Source organism: Actinocrinis puniceicyclus, from assembly GCF_018283645.1.
GTDB lineage: Bacteria > Actinomycetota > Actinomycetes > Streptomycetales > Catenulisporaceae > Actinocrinis > Actinocrinis puniceicyclus.
The window spans coordinates 16,646-33,601 of record NZ_JAGSXH010000067.1 but is presented as its reverse complement, the minus strand read 5'-3'; the positions used below and the strand labels follow the sequence as shown (position 1 = coordinate 33,601).

The 16,956-nt window shown below is 71.7% G+C and carries 17 protein-coding genes; 11 read left to right on the top strand and 6 right to left on the bottom strand.

The features are described from left to right. The first annotated feature begins 304 nt into the window (after positions 1-304). The 3 genes from KGA66_RS18425 (at position 305) to KGA66_RS18415 (ending at position 3,143) form a co-directional block, all read left to right on the top strand. Positions 305-994, top strand: a complete 690-nt coding sequence (locus tag KGA66_RS18425) for a CBS domain-containing protein (RefSeq protein ID WP_211469397.1) — start codon at positions 305-307, stop codon at positions 992-994. Between the two features lie 14 nt (positions 995-1,008). Next, positions 1,009-2,622, top strand: a complete 1,614-nt coding sequence (locus KGA66_RS18420; protein ID WP_211469396.1) for an MFS transporter — start codon at positions 1,009-1,011, stop codon at positions 2,620-2,622. Positions 2,623-2,711: 89 nt separating this feature from the next. Beyond that, positions 2,712-3,143 (top strand): Hsp20/alpha crystallin family protein, encoded by a 432-nt coding sequence (locus KGA66_RS18415; RefSeq protein ID WP_211469395.1) that lies wholly within the window; start codon positions 2,712-2,714, stop codon positions 3,141-3,143. 88 nt (positions 3,144-3,231) lie between these two features. On the opposite strand, the gene KGA66_RS18410 is transcribed toward KGA66_RS18415, so the two are convergent. Further along, on the bottom strand, positions 3,232-3,393 hold the full coding sequence (locus KGA66_RS18410; protein ID WP_211469394.1) for a hypothetical protein: 162 nt from the start codon (positions 3,391-3,393) through the stop codon (positions 3,232-3,234). 181 nt (positions 3,394-3,574) lie between these two features. Continuing rightward, complete coding sequence (locus tag KGA66_RS18405; RefSeq protein ID WP_211469393.1) at positions 3,575-4,087, bottom strand: flavodoxin family protein; 513 nt, start codon at positions 4,085-4,087, stop codon at positions 3,575-3,577. A 238-nt stretch (positions 4,088-4,325) separates the two neighbouring features. Here KGA66_RS18405 and KGA66_RS18400 point away from each other — a divergent pair, with 238 nt between their 5' ends. From KGA66_RS18400 to KGA66_RS18365, 8 genes are all read left to right on the top strand, one after another. Then, complete coding sequence (locus KGA66_RS18400; protein WP_211469392.1) at positions 4,326-4,502, top strand: hypothetical protein; 177 nt, start codon at positions 4,326-4,328, stop codon at positions 4,500-4,502. Beyond that, positions 4,499-5,155, top strand: a complete 657-nt coding sequence (locus KGA66_RS18395) for a cytochrome b N-terminal domain-containing protein (RefSeq protein WP_211469391.1) — start codon at positions 4,499-4,501, stop codon at positions 5,153-5,155. Before KGA66_RS18400 ends, KGA66_RS18395 begins: the two co-directional genes overlap by 4 nt. Beyond that, entirely contained in the window at positions 5,152-6,162 is a 1,011-nt protein-coding gene (locus tag KGA66_RS18390; protein WP_211469390.1) for a hypothetical protein, read from the top strand. The genes KGA66_RS18395 and KGA66_RS18390 overlap by 4 nt, the downstream gene beginning before the upstream one ends. Before the next feature lie 127 nt (positions 6,163-6,289). Beyond that, positions 6,290-6,550, top strand: coding sequence for a DUF7455 domain-containing protein (locus KGA66_RS18385; RefSeq protein ID WP_211469389.1), 261 nt, complete (start codon positions 6,290-6,292; stop codon positions 6,548-6,550). A 351-nt stretch (positions 6,551-6,901) separates the two neighbouring features. Continuing rightward, positions 6,902-7,756, top strand: coding sequence for a methyltransferase domain-containing protein (locus KGA66_RS18380; RefSeq protein ID WP_211469388.1), 855 nt, complete (start codon positions 6,902-6,904; stop codon positions 7,754-7,756). A 200-nt stretch (positions 7,757-7,956) separates the two neighbouring features. Beyond that, positions 7,957-8,175 carry a hypothetical protein gene (locus KGA66_RS18375; protein WP_211469387.1) on the top strand — a complete coding sequence of 73 codons (219 nt, stop codon included), beginning with the start codon at positions 7,957-7,959 and terminating at the stop codon, positions 8,173-8,175. A gap of 9 nt (positions 8,176-8,184) precedes the next feature. Beyond that, positions 8,185-8,685, top strand: a complete 501-nt coding sequence (locus KGA66_RS31120) for a PH domain-containing protein (RefSeq protein ID WP_312886969.1) — start codon at positions 8,185-8,187, stop codon at positions 8,683-8,685. Then, positions 8,682-10,205: a PH domain-containing protein gene (locus tag KGA66_RS18365; protein ID WP_211469386.1), complete on the top strand. Its 1,524-nt coding sequence runs from the start codon at positions 8,682-8,684 to the stop codon at positions 10,203-10,205. Before KGA66_RS31120 ends, KGA66_RS18365 begins: the two co-directional genes overlap by 4 nt. 7 nt (positions 10,206-10,212) lie before the next feature. Here KGA66_RS18365 and KGA66_RS18360 read toward each other — a convergent pair whose 3' ends face one another. The 4 genes from KGA66_RS18360 to KGA66_RS18345 form a co-directional block, all read right to left on the bottom strand. Continuing rightward, positions 10,213-13,389 carry a non-ribosomal peptide synthetase gene (locus KGA66_RS18360; protein ID WP_211469385.1) on the bottom strand — a complete coding sequence of 1,059 codons (3,177 nt, stop codon included), beginning with the start codon at positions 13,387-13,389 and terminating at the stop codon, positions 10,213-10,215. 115 nt (positions 13,390-13,504) lie between these two features. After that, on the bottom strand, positions 13,505-13,867 hold the full coding sequence (locus KGA66_RS18355) for an acyl carrier protein (protein WP_211469384.1): 363 nt from the start codon (positions 13,865-13,867) through the stop codon (positions 13,505-13,507). A 13-nt stretch (positions 13,868-13,880) separates the two neighbouring features. Further along, the gene (locus tag KGA66_RS31710) at positions 13,881-15,104 is read right to left on the bottom strand and encodes an acyl-CoA dehydrogenase family protein (RefSeq protein ID WP_211469383.1); all 1,224 of its coding nucleotides are present in this window, start codon (positions 15,102-15,104) and stop codon (positions 13,881-13,883) included. Beyond that, positions 15,101-16,786 (bottom strand): AMP-binding protein, encoded by a 1,686-nt coding sequence (locus tag KGA66_RS18345; RefSeq protein ID WP_211469382.1) that lies wholly within the window; start codon positions 16,784-16,786, stop codon positions 15,101-15,103. Before KGA66_RS18345 ends, KGA66_RS31710 begins: the two co-directional genes overlap by 4 nt. Positions 16,787-16,956 lie beyond the last annotated feature (170 nt).

Below are 16,956 nucleotides of genomic sequence, written 5' to 3'. Positions count from 1 at the left end.
GGTCGAACCGGTGGAAGCCGGTCCTCAACGCCTTCGAGATGGCCTTCGACGGCCGACTGCACCCGGAGCGGGACTCGGCCGCCGGAGTGAAAACCGGCGACACGCCCTAAAGTCCGACCCCTGATTCGCCGATACTCCAAATAGACCAAAGCCCACCAAAAGAGACACAGACCCCATCCGGGCGGTGCAGCCGTGCCAACGGGGGGCCGTTGGGCCCTGGGGAGCGGGCCGGATCGGGACCCATCGTGGAAGCGGACGGCGCCGCCAGGGCGACGCCGCGGTTCGTGATGCGAGGGAGGCCGGGATGCTCACTACTCGCGTGCACCACGTGATGACCCGAAATGTGGTCTGCGTGCGGGAGCACACGCCGTACAAGGAGATCGTGCGCACGCTGCTGGAGCACGCCGTGAGCGCCGTACCGGTGCTCGACGCGCAGCACCGGGTGCTGGGCATGGTGTCCGAGGCGGATCTCATGGAGAAGCAGGCTTCTCTCGCGGACGGATATCCGGAAACGCGGCAACTGCTGTCCCGGCGCGGCCGGGCGGCGCAGGCAAAGGTCCACGCGTTGAACGCGGCGTCGCTGATGACCGCACCGGCGATCACCGTCTCCTCCGGCGACGACCTCGCACACGCGGCGTCGCTGATGCGCAGGCGCGCCGTCAGGAGGCTCGCCGTGGTCGACGCGGATGGGCGGCTGGCCGGGATCGTCAGCCGCAGCGACCTGCTCAAGCCCTACCTTCGCTCGGACGACGGGATCCGTGCGGCGGTCGTGCAACACGTAATTGTCGAGGAGATGTGCACGGATCCGCGCGCGGTCCGCGTCGACGTGCGCGACGGCGTCGTCACGTTGTCCGGGGAGATGGAGAACGAGTTCGTCGCGCGCGACACGGCGCACCTGGTGCGCGAACTCGACGGTGTCGTCGAGGTGGTCGATCACCTGCGTTACCGCATCGAGGAACGGCCGGCCGCGCGAGTGTTCCGCACGCCGGCGTAACCGCGGGAGGAGCTGTGTCAGTCTCCGTCCATCCCAGTCGATCGGCGCCCACAGCGGGGCCGATTCACGAGCACCGGTACGCCGCGCTCGCCGTGCTGTGCGTCTCGCTGCTGATCGTGACCTTGGACAACACGATCCTCAACATCGCGCTACCCGCCCTGGTGCGTTCTCTGCACGCCACGGAGTCGCAGTTGCAGTGGATCGTGGACGCGTACGCGGTGGTCTTCGGCGGCCTGCTGCTGGTCGCCGGAACCATGGCTGACCGCACCGGGCGCCGCAAGGTGTTCCTCATCGGCCTGGCGCTGTTCGCCGCCGGTTCGGCCGCCGCGGCGTTCTCCGGCAGTGTCACGGCACTGATCTGGTCGCGCGCCGCGATGGGCGTCGGCGCGGCGTGCATCATGCCCTCGACGCTGTCGATCATCGCGGATCTCTTCCGCGACCCGCGCGAGCGCGCCCGGGCGATCGGACTGTGGTCGGCGACCTCCGGACTGGGGATCGCGCTCGGGCCGATCGTCGGCGGCTGGCTGCTGGAGCGGTTCTGGTGGGGCTCGGTCTTCTTTGTCAACGTCCCGATCGCCCTGGCCGGGGCGCTGGCGGCGTGGTGGCTGGTGCCGGACTCGCGTGACCCGCTGCGCCGCCCGCTCGACGCGGTGGGCGCGCCGCTGGCGACCGCCGGGCTGCTGTTGCTGCTGTGGGCGATCATCGAGTCGCCGGTCCGCGGCTGGGACGCCGCGCCGACCCTGGCGTTCGGCGCCTGCGGGCTGGCGCTGCTGACCGGCTTCGGGCTGTGGGAGCGGCATACCGCACACCCGATGCTGTACCTGCCGGCCTTCCGCGACCGGCGCTTCTCGGTGGCGATGGCCGCGGTCGCGATGGCGATATTCGCCCTGATGGGCGCGCTGTTCCTGCTCACCCAGTACCTGCAGTTCTCGCTCGGGTACTCGGCCTTCGCCGCGGGAATCAGGATCCTGCCGGTGGCCGGGCTGCTCGCGGTGACCGCGCCGCTTTCCATCCGGCTGGACCGGTTGATCGGCACCAAGGCCGTGGTCGCGCTGGCGCTCACGGTGATCGTCAGTGGTCTGCTGTGGCTCTCGCGACTGTCGGTCACCGGCGATTTCGGTCACGCGCTGCCCGGCCTGCTGCTGCTCGGCGCCGGCGCGGGGCTGGCGATCGCGCCGTCCACCGCGGCGGTGATCGGCAGCCTGCCGCCGCAGCGCGCCGGGGTCGGCTCGGCGACCAACGGCACGGCGCTGCAGACCGGCGGGGCGCTGGGGGTCGCGGTGATCGGCGCGACGCTGGCGGCGCGCTACCAGGGCGACATGGTCGCGGTGCTGACCGGGCGGCCGGTTCCGCCGGCCGCCGCGCACGCCATCACCGGCTCGCTGGGCGGCGCGCTCGACGTGGCGGGCCGGGCGGGCGGTCCGGCGGGCCGGCTGCTGGCCGTGGCCGCGCGCTCCGCGTTCCTCGACGGAATGCGGCTCGCGCTGACCGTCGCGGCGCTCGTCGTGGCGGCGGGCGTCGCCCTCGTGCTGGTCGCCTTGCCGTCCAGGGCGTCGGACCGGGCGTCGGACCGGGCTTCGGACCGGGCTTCGGACCGGGCTTCGGACCGGGCTTCGGACAGGGCGTGAGGACCTCGGGCCGTTCGACCCTGGCGGGCGGGTGGGCCGCGCGGTGAGCTGGCAGTGGAGGGAGTGCAGACCCTCCGGGAAGGAGAGCGATGAGCGAGATCACTCGCCGCGCACAGTTCCCGCTGCTGCCGGAACTGGCTGAACTGCTGGATCCGTTCCACGTGCTGACGGGTGGCCGCGTGGCCCCCGACGCCTACGGCATCAGCATCGAGACGCGGTTCGAGGACGGAGCGTACAAGGTCCGCGCCGAGCTGCCGGGCATCGATCCGGGCAAGGACGTCGAGGTCACGGTGACGGACGGGCTCCTGACGATTCACGCCGAGCGCAGTGAGACGCACGAGGGCCGCGGCCACTCGGAGTTCCGCTACGGCACGTTCACCCGCACGCTGCGGCTGCCCGAGGGCGCGAAGCAGGAAGAGGTGACCGCTGAGTACAAGGGCGGCATCATGACGATCACGGTGCCGGTTGAGAAGGAGGCCAAGCCCGCCACCCACAAGGTCACGGTGAAGATGACCGACTGAGCGAATGGCGGTAAGGACACGGTGAAGGGCCGCGAACCCGGACGGCAGTGGCCTGCCGGGCCCGCGGCCTTTCCGTGCCCGCGGCTCCTCAGTGGACCACGGGCTGGTGCCGGTGGGCGAACAGGTTGCGCGCGCCGGCACCGGTCACGGCGAACCCGTGGAACAGCATTCGCAAAACCCACGCGACCGCCATGACGGTGACGATGGTCACCCAGAACAGAATCGCGACGAAGACAAACACGACAGGCATCTGCGCACGACCTTCCTCGGCCGAGCCGGAGCGCTGCGCCCCTGACGGATCGGACGTCTCACCGCCATGGTGCTGCGCCGGTCACCGCGCGCATCCTGCCGATGGACCCGGATCGACCGACCAATGGTCCGCGCGCGCTCGCCGGACCGTCCCGCCCACTGGCTCGGGCGGCTCAGGTGGCTCAGAGCGAGCCGAGGCTGCGTCCCCACTGCGCGGCGCGTTGCAGTTCGCCCGGGACCAGGTGGTTGTTCTTGTCCACGGTGAAGCTCTGCGCGGACGTCACCGGCCGGTAGCCGTGCCGCTGTAGCCGCCGTTTGATCCCGTGTCCGGCGCTGCCTGTGAACGCCGGAAGGCCGCGCAGGCGAGTGTCGAACACTGCGCAGGCCACCCCCTCGCCCTCCAGGCCATCGAGCCATTCGCGCAGGCCGGGCCCTTCCGCGGCCGGGTCCAGCGGCGGCCCGCCCGTCCGATGCCCCGCGTCCTGCGCCGCCTTGCGCGAGGTCGGGCGGGACAGCCCGTGAATGTGGGTCGGCCCGCCGACGACGAGCAGATCCGCTCCTTCGAGCACCCCCGGTTCGGCCTGGCTCACCGCGACCACGTCGACCTCGCACGACCCGCGCAAACCCTCGGCTATCGCCGACGCCACCGCGTGCGTGTTGCCGTACATGGATTCGTAAACGACCACTGCGTGCATCTTGTCCTCCCTGCCCTCTAGAAGATCCACGCTTCTTGCACGTCGCCGTTGCGCATAGAGCACAAGGTCCTTCCATCACCCGAGTGCGCGGCGATCGCCGGCAGTCCCGGTTTAAACGGGACTTTAGTCTCTCAACCGCAGGTGCTTGATTGCGCGACGATGCGCCGGAGCGGGTTTCCTTCGCCCGCGGCCCCAAGGGGTATCCACGCAGTCCGTAGCGCCTGAGAGAGGCGATCGCATGAACCAGGGTTTACCGCCGGCAGCCGCACCGGTTGACCTGAACGGCCCCGGGCACTACCTGCACTGGGGTGTGATCCAGCTGTCCGTGGCCAATCTGGTGGTCATCGGCGTGATGGTGCTCATCTTCGTCCTGGCGCTGGTGCTGCGCTTCCCGAAGGGGGGCGACCGCAAATGAGCGAAGAGACGCAGGAAGGCGCGACCGGCGGTTGGACCGGTGCGATGCGCCGCAGCGCCGTGAAGGCCTTTCCGCCTGACAAGCTGCTGCCCGACACCCAGCCGAAGTACGTCGCCTCGTGGATATACGTCTTCGGGGTGCTGACCCTGGCCGCCTTCCTGGTCGTGCTGGGCACCGGCGGGGTGCTGGCGCTCAAGGGGCCGGCCTGGTGGCACACCTCCGGGTTCGGCCACTACGTCAACAGCCTGCACCTGTGGAGCGTCGAGCTGTTCATGGCGTTCATGGTCATCCACCTGTGGGGCAAGTTCTTCATGGCCGCCTGGCGCGGCCGGCGCGTGCTCACCTGGATCACCGGCGCGGTCGCGTTCGTCGGCTCGGTCGGAACGGCGTTCACCGGCTACCTGGTCCAGCAGAACTTCGACTCGCAGTGGATCTCCACCCAGGCCAAGGACGGGCTCAACGCGGTCGGCATCGGCGCATTCTTCAACGTCACCGACTTCGGCCAGATGCTGATGTGGCACATCGTGCTGCTGCCGCTCGTGGTCGGGATCCTGGTGGTGTTGCACATCCTCATGGTGCGCCACCGCGGCGTCGTCCCCCCGATCGCCCTGCCCGGACAGGAACTCGTCGCCGGCGAGGAGGCCGCGCGATGAGCATGCGGACCATGACCCGGCGCGCCAGAACCGCGGAGCCGGATCCCTACTCCTACGGTTCCCGCCACTACGACCTGGTTAAAGAGTTCACCATCGCGCTGGTCGCGGTGCTCGCGCTGACCTTCGCGTTGGCCGCGGTGTTCTCATCTCCCGACGAGAAGCCGATGACCATCGCCTCCTGGGCCAAGGCGGACCCGGGCGACTTCACCGCGACCGCGCTGGCCGAACTCGACGGAAGCAGCGCGACCGCCGGGTACGGGCCGCCGTACAACGCGGCCGCCGACGGCCAGAAGATCGGGCCGCTGGCTCTGGCCAAGGCCCTCGGGGTGACCCACCCGATCGACACCGCGCAGGACTTCGTGCTCGGCCCGCTCGGCTCCGCCCCGCAGGTCCCGGACGTCGAGACGGCTCTCAAGCAGTACCAGGGCGCGAGCTCGGACCAGCAGACGAAGTGGACCGGCGCCTACTCCGACGCGCTGACCAAGGCGGGCGGCGACCCGACCAAGGTCGCCGCGAGCCCCGACTTCGGGCCGACGCCGGTGCTGCTCGCGCAGCTGCTCAAGCAGGCACAGACCGGTTCGCTCGACGGCGCGCTGCTGTCCGAAGGCGGCTTCTACCAGACCGACTACACCCTGCCGCTGCTTTTCCTCGCCGACGGGTCGGACCTGGCGGCGCAGGCGGACAACGAGCACCTGTCCGGCGACCAGTGGGGCATGATGAACGAGACCGGGAACTTCCCGGGCCAGGCGTGGCTGTGGCTGTACACGTTCTGGTATCAGATCTCGCCGTACAACCACTCGGACAATGCCGACGCGCTGGTCTGGGGCACCATGATGGTGCTGACGCTGGCGTTCGTCCTGGTGCCGTTCATCCCGGGTGTGCGCAGCATTCCACGCCTCGTTCCGGTGTACCGGCTCATCTGGCGTGAGCACTACCGGGATCAGCGGGAGCAGGAACGGCTCCGTACCGCCGGGCCGCCGGACATCCCGGCAACCGACGGCGAATAACGCACGGTGACCGCGGCTGCCGCCTGAGTGTGGCAGCCGCGCCTCCGTCGCCGCAGGGCCGTTCGACCCTGCGGCGCCGGGAAGCCCGGCCCTGCCGGGCGGCCCGGCCGCATGGAACGCTCGGACCATGAACGGAACCTACGGCGCCGAAACGATCGAGCGGGCTCCGGCATGGCGGGAGTTCGAACCGCTGACCACCACCGACTCGGCGTGCTGCTGCTGCGCCGCGCCGGTGGTGATGGCCATCCTGCCGCTGACCGAACCGGGCGGCGACCCGGCCGACCTGCTGCTGTGCGGCCACCATCTGCGCGCCTCACGGGTGGCCCTGCGCGCGGCCGGTGCTGTGGTGTTCGACGCCTCCGGCGACGTGGTCCGGCTCACCAGCTGACCACGGCCGGGGGATGGGCCCTTATACGGCCCCTATACGAAGGGCTCGTGCGTTCTCGCCTGATGGGATGACAGATCTGTTGTCTGGGCTCTGGACGCCGGCTTGGCAAGCGAGCACGGACTCTGATGATCGAGGGTTCCCAGTCCAACCGATCATGAACAGCGTCCGTGCCGTCCATCCTCGCTGACGCTGCCCTCACCCGTCACCTATAAGAGGCCCGCACGCCGGCGTGCGGAGTCTCAGCGGCACCATGAGACGCGTTGAGCCGGGATCCCCGGTCCGCGGGATGGGCGACCTAGAATCACCGAAGCATTGCCCCACCACGGTCCCGAATCAGCCTGCGAGGCACGCGTGACGTCGCCGGAGATCAACTCGAACCTTCAGTCCGTCTCGAGGTATTACGACCATACCGAGTCCCGCGTCGGCTACAAGTACCTGTTTGGCGGAACGAAGCACTTCGGCTGGTACGCGCCCGGAGATCGGGCTTGGCATTTCCGCAGTGCGCTACGGCGCATGGAAGATGAACTCGTGCGGCGTCTACAGGTGAGCGAGGACGAGCAGGTCCTGGACGCCGGCTGCGGGGTGGGCGATGTCGCGCGCACCGTCGCGGCGAAGTGCCGGGTCTCCGTTGTCGGTATCGACGTGCTCGAATACAATCTGGACGAGGCCCGCAGACGCAGCAGCGCGGCGGGCCTGGACCAGGTGACCAGCTTCCAGCTCGGTGATTACCATGTCCTTGATTTCCAGGACAGTACGTTCGACGCGGTCTACACGATGGAAACGCTCGTCCACGCGGCGGACCCTGCGAAGGCGCTGTCCGAGTTCCGCAGGGTGCTCAGACCGGGCGGCCGACTGATCATGTTCGAGTACTCGCATGCACCCGTCGAGGCCATGACGCCGGACGCGAGGCGGGCGCTTGAACGCGTCTGTGACCTGGGTGCCATGCCGACGTGGCTCATGCTCGACGACGGTCGCATGCAGCAGCTGCTGGAAGCGGAGGGATTCACGGATGTGCGCGCTGAGGACGTCACCGACCGCATGTTGCCGATGCTGCGCGTCTTCTCCGTGCTCGGCCGCTTCCCGTATCTCATGGGCCGCGTCCTGGGCAAGGTGCCGAAAGTGGTCAACGCGATGAGCGGCGTGGAGTGGTACCGCCATCGCAGCGTGTGGCGTTACAACATCTACACCGCCACGAACAGCGACTGAGCCGCCGGGGGGATCAATCATGCGGGTGGGGGCCCGCCTTCGGCCTGCTCGTCGACCTGACGGCGCTTAATTTCTGCCTCCTGCTTTTCCCCTACGCAAGCTGGTCCCACCTTGCGAAGGCAGCAGCGGCCGTTGACGCAGTGCTGGGGTGCGAGGAGAACCGGGAACGGCTCGTCACGTGGTGGCAGGCGCGGCTGAGCATGCGTACCCAGGGGGCGTTCAGCGGCGCCGGCCTGCTGCTCGGCATCGCCGTCGCGGCCGTAGCTCGGCCGCTGGCCGCCCATGGGGCCCAGATCCACCTCGCCGCAGTGCTCAGCGCCGGGCTCGCGGGAATCGCAGCCCATCGCATCGCATCGCATCGCATCGCGGGCACGTGTGCCGGCGCCCCGGACTCTCCGAGCGCGGCCGCGGGACACTAGAATCAACCCGTGATCGATGCGGATGCGCTGCCGGGCGACGGCGCCGGGACGCTCGCCGAAGGCGGCTGGCACACCGTCGCGCACGCGCGGCTCGCGCTCGCCGGCCGCGCGCGGCTGCTGCCGCCGGGCCTCGTGCTTCTCGTGCTGGCCGGTCTCAACGGCGGCGCCGCGCGGCTCTGGTTCGCCGCGGCCGCCGCGGCCCTCTTCGCAGTGTCCTGGTATCCGCTCGGCCGCTCGGCGCGCACCTGGCGGTACCGTGAGCGCGGCGAGGACCTGCTGATCGATCACGGGCTGTTGGTACGCCGCCAGGTGGTCGTGCCGTACGGCCGCATGCAGTTCGTGGACATCGTCGCCGGACCGGCCGAACGCGCGCTCGGTATATGCACCCTGCGACTACACACGGCCTCGGCCTCCACCGACGCCCGCATACCCGGGCTCGAACCCGCGAGCGCCGAGCAGTTGCGCGACCGGCTCGCCGCACTCGGCGAGGCCCGGATGGCGGGGCTGTGACTGTGTCGAGCGACGCTCTCAGCGCCGCCGACTGGACCGCGCCGCGGCGCACGCATCCGTGGTCGATCGTGGTCAACGCGGTACACGAGGCCCGCAGGGTCGTCTCGGGCCTGGTGATCGCCGTGTTGAGCGGGCGCGCGCTCGGCGGCGGCGAACTGGTGGGCGTGCTCGTGCCCGTGGGCGCCGCGGCGCTCGGAGTGCTCGCCTGGGCGCGCACCAGCTTCCGTGTCGCGCCGGAGGAGTTCCGGCTCGACTCGGGCGTGCTGTTCCGGCAGAGCCGCAGCGCGCGCTTCGACCGGATCCAGGCGGTGGACCTGGACCAGTCGGCGGTGGCGCGCGTCTTCGGGCTCGCCGAACTGCGTCTGCAACTCGGCGGCGGACGCCACGGGCACTTCCGGCTGGCTTGCATGCGGCAGCAGGAGGCCGCGCGGCTGCGCGCATACCTGCTCGACCGGGTGGAGCAGGTCAGGACCGGTCCGCCGCAGACCACGAACGCCGGGTCGCAAAGCACTGAGAGCGAGCCGCAGAGCACTGAGTACGAGCGGGCCGCTGAGAGCGAGCGAGCCGAGCACCAGCGGGTCGCGCCCGCGCCCGGCGCGTCCGGGCAACCGATCGCCGCGAGCGTCCACGCCGCCGACCGAGCCCGCATCGCAGCGCAGCCGGTCGCGTACGAGAGCGGCGTGCCGTACGGCCCGGTGCCCGCGCAAGTGCCGCTGCTCGTCGTCCCGGCGGGCCGGTACCTCGCCTCGCTCGCGCTGTCCGTTCCGGTGTGGGTCGCCGTGCTGGCGCTGGCCGCGAGCGTCGCGGCCTGGGCCGCCGGGGCGACCCAACTGCTCGGCGCGTTCGTGCCGGAGACGGTCGCGGTGGTCGGATTCGCCTGGGACCGTTTCCAGAGGTACTACGGCTTCACCCTGACGCTGTCCGGCGAGGCGATACAACTGCGGCACGGCCTGCTCAACCGTTTCGCGCAGACCGTGCCGCTCAGCCGGATCCAGGCCGTCGAGATAAGCCGGCCGCTGCTGTGGCGGCCGGCCGGATGGGCGCGGGTGCGGATGAACGTCGCCGGATACGCCCACGGCGGCGGCCGCGGCGAGGCGGGCAAACGCGGCGCGTCCATGCTGCTGCCGGTCGCTTTGTCGCGCAGCGCGTTCGAGATCGTCGGCCGGCTGGCGGGCGTGGACCTCAACGCGGTGCCGCTGCACCCGGCTCCCGAGCGGGCGCGGTGGCGCGCCTCCCTCTGGCGGCGCGGATACATGTACGGCTTCGATGAAGCGGTGGTGGTCTCCCGGCGCGGTCTGCTGCACCGGCGGGACTGCGTGATACCGCACGCGAAAGTCCAGTCGCTGCACCTGGTTCAGGGGCCGTGGCAGCGTCGCCTTTCGCTCGCCACCATCTCGCTGCACTCGACGCGCGGCCCGGTCAAGGTCGTGCTTCGGCATCGCGACGTCGATGAGGCGCAGCGGTTCCTGGAGGAGCAGAGCCGTCGCAGCGCCACCGCGCGCCGCCGGACCGCCGCGTAGCGCAGCCCTACTCCTCGGCCGGAGCGCCGGCCGCGAGACGTTCGGCGAACCGGTCGGCCAGCTTCCGGCAGAAGGCGGCCGAAGCGCGCTGCGGCCGGTGACCGACGATCAGCAGCGCGCCCGCGTCCGGCGTCGGCCATATCTCGGTGACGATCTCACTCGGCACCGAGGGATACGGCGGCCGGAAGTAGCGCGCCGGCATCCCGTCGAACACGAGCCCTGAGGGCGCGTTGTCCTGTAGCACGAACATGTTCTGGAACAGCGGCGGCCGTTCGCCGCCGTGGGTCCCCGCGCCGGTCAACTGGTAGACCTCGTAGATCGACACGTCCTGGGCGGCGAACGCGCCCGCCACCACCGGCGCCATCGCCGCGATCGCCTCGGCCGGCGACTGGTCCGGCGTCACTGCGGCCCGCAGGCACACGATGTCGATCAGGCAGTTGACCGCGTGCGCCAACGCGGTGTGCCCGCGGCGCGCCACCGGTGTGCCGATGCCGAAACCGGTCCGCCCGGTCAGCTCGGCCAGCGCCTGAGCGTATGCGGACACGTACACGCAGAACGGGCTGACGGACTCGCGCGCCGCGCGCCGCGCCACCGCGCGTACCGTTTCCGGGCCGAGCGGGACCTCGATCATCCCGGCGGCCGCGAACTCGTCGCCCGAGCCCGAGGCGTCGCCCGGGAACGTGAGCGCGTCCAAGCCGACCAGTGAACCGCGCCAGTACTCGCGCTGCGCGTCGAGGTCGACATAGCGCAGGTGCTCCTGCCGCGCGGCGGCGACGGCTGCCGGACCGGGCGCGGGCGGCTGCTCGGGCTGCGCACCCGCGCGATAGGCGTTGTAGGCGAGGGCGAGATCCTCGCCGAGCGCCGCGGCGGACCCGCCGTCCGAGGCGATGTGGTGGATCGCGAGACCGACCAGGGTGACCGGGGCGTCGCGCACCGCGACGAAGACCGGCCGCCACACCTCGCCCTTCTCCAGCCGGAACGGCTGCCCGAGTTCACGGCTGAGCACCCGCAGCGCGTCGCGTTCGGTGGCCGCCAGCGCCTCGCGCAGCGCCGGAGCCGGGCCGTCGCCGGGCACGGCCACCGGCCGGTCCGACAGCCGGAAGGACGCGCCGAGAATCCGATGCCTGCGATGCAGGTACCCGACCGCGTGCCGCAGCGCGGCCCGGTCCAGCCGGCCCTCGACCCGCCACGCGAAGACGCAGTGCAGCGCCCGATCGTCCGGGTCGAAAAGGTGATCGAGCAGCATGTAGGTCTGCATCGGCGAGAGCGGGACCGCGGCATCGTGCCGCGGCTGCGCTCCCGGGCCCGCCGCTGCTCCCGCTTCCGCTTCCGCTTCCTGCGGCGGCGCGGCCCCGATCTCGCTCGCCGCATCGCTCTGTTCGATCCACGCGGCCAGTGCCCGCGCCGTCGCAGCGCGGTAGATCTGCGAAACCGGCACGGGCCGACCGAGCGCGTCGCCCAGCCGCGCGCAGATGCGGCCGAGATCCAGTGAAGTGGCCCCGAGCGCGGTGAACGTCACGGTCGGCGAGAGGTGCCGCGCGGCGCGCCCGACCACCGAGGCCGTCACGGCGGTCACCGTGGTCTCGAACGGGCTCAGCGGCGCGCCGTCGTCGAGGTCCGAAGCGCCCTCGCGGCCGTCCACCGCTTCGCCGCCGCTGTCCTCGGGCAGCAGCGCGAGCAGCGCCGCGGCGTCGAGCTTCCCGTTCGGCATCAGCGGGAAACGCTCGACGCGAACCAGTCGCTCAGGGATCTGATATCCGGCCAGGAGCGTGCGCAACCGCGCCACCAGGGCATCCGGATCGCTCTCGGCGCCCGGCGTCTCGACGTAGAAGGCGAGCAGCCCCGCGCAGGCTCCCCCCGCGTCGAGCCGGGGCACCACCACGCAACTCGCGACCGCGGGGAGCCGGCCGATGACGCACTCCACCTCCAGCGGCTCCACCCGGTGACCGCGCACCTTGACCTGCCGGTCGATACGGCCGCGGTAGTGGTGAACGCCCTCGGCGTCGCGCAGCGCGAGGTCGCCGGTGCGGTATACGCGTTCGACCACACCACCGATCTGCACGCTCGGGAACTTCTGCGCGGTCAGCTCGGGATTGCCCAGGTACTCCACCGCGAGCCCGTCACCGGCGATGCACAGCTCGCCGAGCTCGCCCTCGGGCACCGGGCGCAGACCTTCGTCGAGCACGTACAGCCGGGTACGCGGAACCGGCACTCCGATCGGGATGCCGCCCTCGACGTCGCAGTCTTCGGCGATGATCTGCCGCGCGGAGGCGAACACCGTCGCCTCCACCGGGCCGTAGCCGTTCACCAGCAGTATGTCCGGGTGCGTGGTCAGGAACGCGCGCACGTGCGGCGGCGAGAGCCGCTCACCGCCCGTCATCACGGTACTCAGGCCCTTGAAACAGGCCGGGTCCTCGTCCACCAGCATGTTGAACAGCGAGGTGGTGAAGAACGCGGTGTTCAGCCCGTTCTCCCGTACCAGCCGCGGCACCAGGTCCGCGGACAGGTACGGCCCGTCGACGACCACGAGCCGCCCGCCGCTGAGCAGCGGCGCGAACAACTCCAGGCTGAACAGGTCCCACGGTTGCGCCGCCGCCAGCGGCATCACGGTCTCGGCGCCGAAAGGCGCGAACGTCCCCGGATCGAGCAGGCGCACGACGGCCCGGTGCGGACAGACCGCGCCCTTGGGACGGCCGGTGGTGCCCGAGGTGAAGAACACGCAGCACGGATCACCAGGTTCGATGAGCTGCGTGGGCGGCGCGAATACGTGCCCTGCCTCGCCTCGTGCGGGGGCACTGTCCACGGCCGGGAGCCACGTGCGCACCTCGGTCCCGGGCGGCGGCGGGGCCTCGGTGACGAAGACGCGCGCGCCCAGTTGCCCGATCTCGTCGCGCACCCTCTCGTCCGGCCACGCCCCGTCGATCAGGGCATACGCGGCGCCGCTCTTGAGCACGCCCAGGATGGACGCGACGAGGCGCACCGAGCGCGGCAGCCGGATCGGCACGAAGCAGCCGCGGCCCACCCCCAGCCGGGCCAGGTCCGCGGCCACGGCGTCGGAGATCCGGTCGAGTTCCCCGTAGGTGATCCGCTCGGCGCCGTGTTCGACCGCGACCGCCCACGGGCGCGCGGCCGCGGCGCGGCGGAACATCTGCGGGATCGTCGCCTCTCGCCGATCCGTCTGCACCAGCCCTCCTCAGCGCCGTGTGATCAGTCGTCGTGATCGGTCGTCGTGCCCTGCGGCTACAGCTACAGCTACAGCTACAGCTACAGCTACGGCCGCCTGACCGCGCCCCGCCGGCCTATGCCTCGGGGTCCCATGCCGCGCCGTACTGCGCGCACACCGCCTCGACCTCTTCCCGCGACGGCAGCCGCGCGGCGTCCTCGGCCAGCGCGCCCTCGATCAGCGCGACCAGGTCGCCGACGGTGCGCAGCGCCATCGCCCGCTCCGGGGTGATCGCGTCGAGGCCGAACAGGTCCTCCAGGGTGAATCCGAGCTCTGCCAGGGCCAGCGAGTGGAAGCCGAGGTCGCCGATCAGCTGGTGCTCGGCGGTGACCCGTTCGGTGCGGTGCGGCGCGACCAGCCGGACCATCTGGCGCACGGCCGCGGGCAGCAGGTCCGCCGGCAGCAGGCCGTCGCGCAGCGCGGAATCGGTCTCGGGCATCGGGTCAGTCTCCTTACGTGACGGGTTGGCCGGCGCTCGCGGCGCCGGCCCGGGCCGCGCTCTCGGCCGCGAAGCGGGCCAAGGACGCCGAGGCGGCCGGGTCGGGCACGTCCAGGTGCATGGCGATGATCTGGCGCAGCATCTCGTCGGTGCCGCCGCCGATCCGGGCCAGTCGCGCGTCCCGGTACATCCGGGCCAGCGGGTAGTGCTCCGTGTAGCCGCGCGCGCCGAGGAACTGGATCGCCTCGTCGATCGCCGCCACGCCGGCGCGCACCGCGAACAGTTTCGCCGCCGCGACCAGGTGGTGCGGCAACTGCTCGCCGCGTGCGTCGCGGCAGGCCGCGTCGAGCAGCGCCGCGGCGGCCTCGGTCTCGGCCCAGCGGTCCGCCAGCCGGTGCGCGAGCGCCTGGTGGTCGAACAGCCGCCGCCCGAACTGGGTGCGCTCGCGCAGGTGCGCGGTGGCCAGCGCCAGCGCGGCGCGGGCGGCCGCGGTGACGCCGGCGGCCGCGGCGACCCGCTCGTAGTCCAGCAGCTTGAGCACGTACATCAGCCCGGCGTCGACGCGGCCGACCACGTCGGCCTCGGTCACCGCGACGTCGAACACCACGCCGCCGGTGTCCGCCGCGTGCATGCCGAGGGTTTCGTAGAAACCTGTCACGCTCGCGCCGGAACGGTCGAGCGGCACCACGAACAGCGTGAACGCCCCGTCCTGCGCACCGGTCCTGGCGAGCGTGAGTACGTGCGAAGCCCGCCCGGAGTTGGTGGTGAACCGCTTCTCGCCGACCAGCCGCCAGGCGCGCCCGGCCCCGTCAGGGCCCGGATCGACCGGCACGGCGCGGGTCGTCATCGAGTACACGTCGGATCCGCCGCCCGGCTCGGTCAGCGCGACGCAGCCGACCGCCGTACCGTCCACGGCGGCGCCGAGCAGCGCGGCGTGCCGCGCGCCGCCGAAGCGCGTCAGCGCCTGGATGAACACCTCGCAGTGGATGGACAGCGCCAGCGCCGCCCCGCCGCTGAGCGGCGCGATCTCCTCGACCAGCGCGCGGCCCAGCGCCAGCCCGCCGCCGGCCCCGGCCGCCCAGCGTTCCCGGAAGATCCCGGCCGCGCCGAAGGCGGCGAACAGCTCGCGCGGAAGGTGCCCGTCGCGCTCCCAGTCCCCGGTGCTCGGCAGGAAGGCGTCGAAGGTCTTCAGCACGCGCTCGCGGAACGAGTCCACCGAGGGGATCTGGGCGCTCACCGGGCGGCCGCCGGCTGGAGTTCGGCCCGCGCGGCGGCCTCGGCCTCGCGCAGCGCGTCGGCCATCGGCGCGATGCGGCCCTCCAGCGTCCCGGCGCACAGAGCCTGCCACATCACCCGCCGCCGCGGCTTGCCGCTGGAGGTGACCGCCAGGCCGCCGCGAGGCACGAGCACCGCCAGCAGGTCGGCGTCCTCCAACCGCTCGGTGAGCAGGTCGAGCGTCGTGCCGATCCACTCGGGCCGCGGCAGCTCGAAGACCACCGCCGCGGTCGGCGCGCCGTCCCGCACGCCGAGCAGCACCGTCGCGCGCCGCTCCGGCACGCCGCGTTCGCAGAGCTCTGCCTCCAAGCTCTCGGCGAACAGCATCCGGCCGCGCACCTTCAGCCCGTCGCCGAGCCTGCCGAGCACGAAAAGCTGCCCGTCCCGCAGGAAACCGGCGTCCCCGGTGCGCAGTACGCCGTCGCCGAGACGGGTACCGGAACTGCTGCCGGGATCGCCGACGTACTGCGTGGCGACGCAGGCCCCGCGCACGGTGATCTCGCCGACCTGCCCGTCCTCCAGCGGTTCGCCGTCCTCGCCGACGATGTCCACCGACATCCCCTCCAGCGGCCGGCCGCAGCCGACGACGCCGAGCGGCTCCGCGGGCGCGTCAGAGCCCTGCCGAGGCGTGGCCACCGTCCAGCCTTCCGCCAGCGGCAGGCCGGTCACCGCGAGCGTCGCCTCGGCTCCGCCGTACGCGGGCAGCAGCGCTCGCCGGTCGAAGCCGTGCGGCCCGAGCAGCCGCTCGAAGCCGTCGAGCACCCGCGGGTCGATGCGCTCGGCGCCGAGGATGACGCCGCGCAGCGACTCGAAACGCAGACCGTCGAGCTGGCCCGGTCTGACCCGGCGCAGGATGTAGGCCAGGCCGAAGTTCGGCATCGCGGCCATGCGCACGCTGTTGTCGCTGATGCACTTGAGGTACCGCAGCGGGGAGCGGATGAAGTCGTCCGGCTGCATCATGTAGCCGTCGCACTCGGTGACCACGATGTTGACAAGGCAGCCGATCAGGCCCATGTCGTGGTGCACCGGCAGCCACGAGGTACCCGGGTACTCGGCCGGCCACTGGAGCCAGCGGCGCATCGCGGTCACGTTCGCCTGCAGCGCCTGCGCGGAGATCCGCACCCCGCGGGAGTAGCCGCTGGAGCCGGAGGTGAACTGCAGCAGCGCGGTCTCGGCGGGCTGCCTCGGCTCGGTCAGGGGGCTGATACCGTCGATGAGTTCTTCGAAGCGCACCGGCGCGCGCAGGCCGAGACGCGCCGCCGGGCCGCGCACGTGTTCGGCGGCGTCATCGTCCACGACGATCAGCGCGGGCCGGGCGGTGTCCAGCAGATGGCTGATATGGCGTTCGTACTCGTCGGTGCGCTGGAAGGCGAAGGGAGGGGCCATCGAGCAGGCCGTCGCCCCGGCGGCCAGCGCGCCGAACAGCCCGGCGACGAATCCCGGACTGGAGCGCTGCATCACGGCGACCACGTCGCCGCGGCGCACCCCGCGCTCGCCGAGCGCGGCCGCGCAGCGCAGCGTCAACTGCGCGAGGTCCCGGTACGGATGCGCCGTCCACGAGTCGCCGGAGTCGGCGTAGTGCAGCCCGCGCCCGGCGGCGGGCTCGGCCAGCCAGTCCAGCAGGGTCCTGTCCGGGATGTGCACGACTCGTCGGTCCTCTCCCGGCACGCGCGTGCCGGCGCTCCGGATGAGCACGGCCAAGCGCACCGCCCGGTGCCCGGTCATTCTGCGCGGCGGCGCGCGGCCGCTGCCAGGCAAGAATCCGGCAACTGCGACGCGCGCGGCGGCAAAGGCGCAGGTCCGAGTTGCCGGTC

What these genes read in the sequence shown, in the direction of transcription:
- KGA66_RS18425 (WP_211469397.1), top strand. Translation starts at nt 305, where the DNA reads ATGCTCACTACTCGCGTGCACCACGTGATGACCCGAAATGTGGTCTGC.
- KGA66_RS18415 (WP_211469395.1), top strand. Translation starts at nt 2,712, where the DNA reads ATGAGCGAGATCACTCGCCGCGCACAGTTCCCGCTGCTGCCGGAACTG.
- KGA66_RS18410 (WP_211469394.1), bottom strand. Translation starts at nt 3,393, where the DNA reads ATGCCTGTCGTGTTTGTCTTCGTCGCGATTCTGTTCTGGGTGACCATC.
- KGA66_RS18405 (WP_211469393.1), bottom strand. Translation starts at nt 4,087, where the DNA reads ATGCACGCAGTGGTCGTTTACGAATCCATGTACGGCAACACGCACGCG.
- KGA66_RS18400 (WP_211469392.1), top strand. Translation starts at nt 4,326, where the DNA reads ATGAACCAGGGTTTACCGCCGGCAGCCGCACCGGTTGACCTGAACGGC.
- KGA66_RS18395 (WP_211469391.1), top strand. Translation starts at nt 4,499, where the DNA reads ATGAGCGAAGAGACGCAGGAAGGCGCGACCGGCGGTTGGACCGGTGCG.
- KGA66_RS18390 (WP_211469390.1), top strand. Translation starts at nt 5,152, where the DNA reads ATGAGCATGCGGACCATGACCCGGCGCGCCAGAACCGCGGAGCCGGAT.
- KGA66_RS18385 (WP_211469389.1), top strand. Translation starts at nt 6,290, where the DNA reads ATGAACGGAACCTACGGCGCCGAAACGATCGAGCGGGCTCCGGCATGG.
- KGA66_RS18375 (WP_211469387.1), top strand. Translation starts at nt 7,957, where the DNA reads ATGCGTACCCAGGGGGCGTTCAGCGGCGCCGGCCTGCTGCTCGGCATC.
- KGA66_RS18355 (WP_211469384.1), bottom strand. Translation starts at nt 13,867, where the DNA reads ATGCCCGAGACCGATTCCGCGCTGCGCGACGGCCTGCTGCCGGCGGAC.